Genomic DNA, 4,960 nt, shown 5'->3' on the forward strand with positions numbered 1-4,960 from the left:
GGGGAAGCTGGCGCCGTGGGAGTTCGGCCTGTTGGTGGTGCGGGACGTGGCGACGGGGCTGGGCTTCGTGGTGGCGCGCATCATCCCGGGCTTCCGGGCGGTGAAGTTCCAGGCGCGGATGCTGGGCAAGGTGGTGACGACGCTTCAGCTCGGGGCCCTGCTCGCGGTGCTGATAGCGCCGATGCTGGTGCGCCCGCTCGTCATCGCCGTGGGCCTCACGGCGCTCGCGTCCGTGGTGGACTACACGGCCGCGGTGTGGCGCGCCCGGGCCCGTCCCGGTGTGCCTCCCCGGCCCCGGGGCCCCAACATCCCCACGCCCTCGGGAGGCGGGGCGGCGTGAGCCTCAGGCGGCGCGCATCCGCTCGAAGAACCGCGCCAGCTTCGCCTCGTCCAGCCGGCCCTCCGTCCGCACGCCGCCGCACAGGTCCAGCCCGAACGGTCCCACCTGCCGGATGGCCTCGCCCACGTTGTGCTCCCTCAGGCCTCCCGCGAGGAAGAGGGGAATGCGCACCTGCTCACGGATGCGCCGGCTGACGCTCCAGTCGTGCACGCGCCCCGTGCCTCCCAGTTCCTTCACCGCCAGGGACTGGTTGCCCGAGTCGAGCAGCAGCGCATCCACGTGCGGCGCCACGGCCAGGGCTTCCTCCAGGGACTCCTCACCCGTCACGTGGATGACCTGCACGAGCGACACCCCGGGCATGGCCCGGCGCAGGTCCGCGTAGCTCCCCGAGGTGAGCCGGTCGCAGATTTGAACGGTGTTGGTCCGGCAGCGGCGCTGCTGGGCGATGATGTGCTCCGCGTCCTGGCCGCACGTCAGCAGGAAGGTGGCGATGGGCGGCGGCACCGCGGCGGCGATCTCCGCGATGAGCGACTCCGAGATGACGCCGGGACCGCTGGGCATCGACGACACCAGCCCCAGCGCCGAGGCCCCGGCCCGGATGGCGGCCCAGGCCTCCTCCACGCTGGCGATGCAGCAGACCTTGATACGCGGGGTGTTGACTGCTTCCACGGGAGCTCCTGCTCTCGGAAGACCCCACTCTGATAAACAACCGCGCCCACCCGGGCGTTCCCCTGGCCGGGCTACTTCGCGGGAGGGCTCCGTCCGGCCTGATCGCAGGCGCGCTCGTAGCGGGTGAGCCGGTCGCCCAGGGCACCCAGGACCTCGGGCGGGGTGCCGCGCTTCGCTCTCACCACGTCCAGGGTGCGGCGCAGGGAGCGCAGTCCATGGGTGCAAGAGCCGAGCTGCAGGGCGGACATGGCGTAGACCTCCAGGCTGAAGGCGCTGTAGGGAGCCAGCTTCCAGGCGCGTATCGCCGGTTCCAGCGCATCTTCCGGCAGGCCGCGGAGGATGTAATGCCGGGCCAGGTCTCCCTGGGTGGCGGTGGAGTCCGGCAGCAGCGCCGCCGCCTTGAGGAAGGCCGCTTCCTGCTCCGGGAGCGGAGCCTTCGTCGCCCGCAGGGACCGGCCCAGCAAGCTCCAGCCCTCGCCCGCATCGGGCCGCGCCCGCACCAGGGCGCGAGCCAGCGCCAGCCGCTCCTCCTCGTCCGCGGCCATGCCGGAGCGCAGCACCACCGCCGTCACGTTGGTGGCGTCCTCGCTCAGTGCCCGCCGCACCTCTGGCCGTGCCCGCCGCAGGCGCTCTTCCCAGCCAGGGCTGCCCGGGGAGCGCAACCACAGCTGGGCACGCACGGCGTGGACCTCCGCGTGGGGCAGCTCCTCCACCCGGGCGGGGAGGGGCTCCGGCGGCGCGGCGAAGGACGTGGCATGGTAGACGTTGGCGCGCACGTACTCTTGCAGACCCTTCTCCAGGTCGCCCGCGTCGCCGAAGGCCTCCTCCCACGCTCGCCGTGGCTCGCGCGCTTCGTACAGCGCCTGTTCGAAACGTGTCAGGCGCTCCAGGTGCATGCCGAACAGGTAATGCACCCAGAGCCAGGAGGAGGCGTACAAGTCGCGCAGCCGGGGGTCCTCCAGCTCCGGCCGCTCGTCCCACCGCCACAGCGTCTCCAGCGTCAGGACCCCGTGGGCGCGCAGGTATTTGAGATGGTCGGGATGCGGATGGCCCAGGACGGTCCCCGCGGGGCCCTCTCCGAGCCGTACCGTCTCCAGGAAGGTGGCCAGCCCCTCGGTCACCCAGCGTGAATCGCGCAGCAGCACGAAGCGCGTGAGGTAGTGGGCCAGCTCGTGCGCCAGCGTGGGCCGGTCGCCCAGCTCCTCGAACCGCTCCCCCCGTACGCCCATCACCAGCAGGGGCACGTCATTCTCGTCCTCCGCGAGAAAGCCTCCGACGTGCTGCTCGGTGAACTCGGCCAGCTCGCGGCCGCGCAGGAGGAGGACGTCGACACGGCCTGGCGGGTCGAAGGCCGGGCCCCACATGGAGCGCAAGGCGTCCCGGAGCCGCTCCAGTTCCCGGGCCGCGCGCCGGGCGGAGTCCTCGTCCAACGAGGTGCGGATGTGGAAGTGGGTGCTTGTCGCGCGGTGCCACGGGGCGCCCTTGGCGAGGGGGCAGGCGGGAGGAGCGGCGGGCCCCGCGAGGCTCGCGCGGGAGAGCACCAGCGCGCCCAGGAGGGCGAAGGCGGCCAGATGGCGGAGGGGAGGTCGGGACAGGAGGCGCATGGCGTGAGACATACCTTTTCTGGTAGCCTGCGCAAGCCTGACTGGAAAAGTGGTGGAGGCATGGCTCGGATGATGCGCAACGTCCTTCTCTCGCGGTCCACCCTGCTGCTTGCCCTCATGGCCTCCGTGGCCGGGGCCAGCGGACGCGAGCCCAACGAACGCAACCTCTACCTCTCGGACCATCCGAGCCGGGAGACGTCCAACGTGTACGTCGTCGGCGGTATCGTGACGGTGCTCCGCCTGGAGCAGCCATGCGATTCCGCGCGGACCCGGATGCTGGGCTGGGAAGGCCGCTTCGCGCCCGTGGAGTGTGTCGGCAAGAAGGTGCTTCTGGAGCCGCTCCATGACATCAGGCCCGAGGATCGGTTCCTGCTGCTGGTCACGCTGGCGGATGGGACGGAGCTACCCTTCACCGTGACGTCACGGCAGGAGACGACGGACGACCGGACGGGCGATCAGCAGGTCAACGTGTTCCGTGACCACAAAGCCCCGAACGCGGTGCTCGCGTCCCTGTACGACTCGCTGGGGAGGGAGCGGGAGCTCAACAAGGAGGTCGAGCGGTACCGGAAGGAGGACACCGCCGACCACGCGCTCGCCGCGCTCCTGGCGAAAGGCGCCGGGAAGATGACGCTGTTTCGGGAACTGTGGACGAAACTGTTCAAGGGCACGGATGGCGTGGAAATCCGAGCCTCCGTCCTCGCGAGCAAGAACCGGGATAAAGCGGCTGTGATCTTCAAAGTGAAGAACAACAGCCCGAACGAGTCCTGGAGTCTGATGGAGGCACGACTGTTGACCGAGTCTGGCGGGGAGCCAAGGCCGTTTGCGCTGCGGACCAGTCGGGAGCACTGGGGGCCGGGTGGGGAAAGCGGGCAGATCGCGGTCGTCATGGACATGCGAGCCTTCGACTCGAAGAAGGGCCCTGAACGACTCGTTCTGGAAATCTTTCGGGGCGACGGTCTGAGACAGGTCTATGTTCTTTTGGATCGACGGATGATGCGTTAGTAGATGCGAGCCCTCATGACTCCAACCCGCGCGCTGCTTACCGCCTCTGTCTTCCTGTTGTGCGTGTTCACCGGGTGCACGACTCCCGGTGGTGTAGCCCTTCGACCGGACGGGAGTCCAGGACCACAAGAGTGCTCGGAAAAGGCACGCGAGGCCATGCGGATTCTTCGTCTGCAAGTCGGGGACGCTGCGGACGTCGAACTTGACGTAAATCAGACGAACACGAGCCCCATCACGCTGTATGAGGGTCCAGTCGAAAGCATGCTGAACAGCAGCCTCGGCCTGCTCCCGCCAGCCACCCGCCTGTATGGGCGGGTCTGGACCGGTGGCCCGCAGGCTGTCCTCCGATACTACGAGGCGCACCCACCGGACGGTGAGCCGATCTCCATTTGCGCCGTGGCCCGACTCGCGGGCGGTCAGATGAAGAAATTGCCAGAGTCGAAGCCGGGGATGGCCATCCTCGAGTTCTCGAGTGCAGCGGTCTACATCGTGAACTCGTTCCGGTGAACCACCGCGCGCCAACCCCTACAGCAGCGGGAGGGCAAGGGGTGCCGCTCAAATCTGCCAGCTTTTGAGGGGCTCGCTGATGTCAATTTCAATGGTGGAGCCGAGCAGGTAGTCGCTGTTCTTGCCGTTCCAGGTCAAAGTCAGTCCGCCGATGTGCCTGGACAGCATTTCAAGCGCCTGCACGGGCTTCACGACAGTGGCCAGATCAAGTTCGTATGCAGTTGCCATTTGGGGCCCCCGTCTGTGAACGGGTTCAAGGATAGAGCCGTGTGAGCTTTGTGTCCTTGAACCGAAGCCAGGGAACCACCAGCAGCAATCCCAGTCCACTCCAGGTGCCACGCATGGGCTTCCTCCTCACACCCCCATGGGTAGGGAGCACGAGGGAGGAGTCCAGAGGGTGGGGCCGAAAAGCCTCACCACTCCACGTGGATCGTGAAGTCGGTACCGGAGGCGTTCTTCACCTCCACGCGCGAGCGTGGCGTCACATGGGCCATGGACTTGAGGGCCTGCTCCACCACGCCCTGCTCCCAGCTCGGGCCCAGCAGGTCTCCGCGGAAGTGCATCCGGGCGGCGTTGTCGGCCACCTTCTCATAGCTCCGCTCGCCGAAGCTGGTGACGGCCTTGTAGCCCGAGGGCGCGGTCGCCAGGAGCCGGTGGGGTTTGTCCCCCGCCAGGAACGCCATCATCTTGCCGGACTGGGAGTCGAAGAAGGAGCCCGCCGCCGAGCGGCCGAACTCCAGGGGGAACTCGTGGTAGCCCCGCGCACCCTTCGCGTTGCGCTTCACGCTCGCCTCCACCAGCCGGAGCAGATCGGCCACCGGGTAGCGGAAGAAGCTCA

At 68.4% G+C, this 4,960-nt stretch carries 6 protein-coding genes and 1 pseudogene; 3 read left to right on the forward strand and 4 right to left on the reverse strand.

Going from position 1 to position 4,960, the window contains the following annotated elements:
- A pseudogene (locus VF794_RS21920) lies at nt 1-340 on the forward strand (CDP-alcohol phosphatidyltransferase family protein); the annotation flags it as partial.
- Nucleotides 341-343: 3 nt separating this feature from the next.
- Here VF794_RS21920 and VF794_RS21925 read toward each other — a convergent pair.
- Together VF794_RS21925 and VF794_RS21930 are read right to left on the reverse strand one after the other, a co-directional pair.
- Nucleotides 344-1,009, reverse strand: a complete 666-nt coding sequence (locus VF794_RS21925) for a phosphoribosylanthranilate isomerase (protein WP_331113460.1) — start codon at nt 1,007-1,009, stop codon at nt 344-346.
- 71 nt (nt 1,010-1,080) lie between these two features.
- Nucleotides 1,081-2,613, reverse strand: coding sequence for a DUF1570 domain-containing protein (locus VF794_RS21930; protein ID WP_331113462.1), 1,533 nt, complete (start codon nt 2,611-2,613; stop codon nt 1,081-1,083).
- Nucleotides 2,614-2,682: 69 nt separating this feature from the next.
- Between VF794_RS21930 and VF794_RS21935 the strand changes: the two genes are divergently transcribed.
- Together VF794_RS21935 and VF794_RS21940 are read left to right on the forward strand one after the other, a co-directional pair.
- Complete coding sequence (locus tag VF794_RS21935; RefSeq protein WP_331113464.1) at nt 2,683-3,615, forward strand: DUF2381 family protein; 933 nt, start codon at nt 2,683-2,685, stop codon at nt 3,613-3,615.
- Nucleotides 3,616-3,876: 261 nt separating this feature from the next.
- On the forward strand, nt 3,877-4,122 hold the full coding sequence (locus VF794_RS21940; protein WP_331113466.1) for a hypothetical protein: 246 nt from the start codon (nt 3,877-3,879) through the stop codon (nt 4,120-4,122).
- Nucleotides 4,123-4,170: 48 nt separating this feature from the next.
- Here VF794_RS21940 and VF794_RS21945 read toward each other — a convergent pair whose 3' ends face one another.
- Nucleotides 4,171-4,350 (reverse strand): hypothetical protein, encoded by a 180-nt coding sequence (locus tag VF794_RS21945; RefSeq protein WP_331113468.1) that lies wholly within the window; start codon nt 4,348-4,350, stop codon nt 4,171-4,173.
- A 185-nt stretch (nt 4,351-4,535) separates the two neighbouring features.
- On the reverse strand, nt 4,536-4,960 hold a 425-nt coding region (locus tag VF794_RS21950), incomplete at its 5' end, for a DUF2378 family protein (RefSeq protein ID WP_331113470.1).

The sequence above is a fragment of the Archangium sp. genome (assembly GCF_036389735.1).
In the GTDB taxonomy this organism is placed as follows: Bacteria; Myxococcota; Myxococcia; order Myxococcales; family Myxococcaceae; genus Archangium.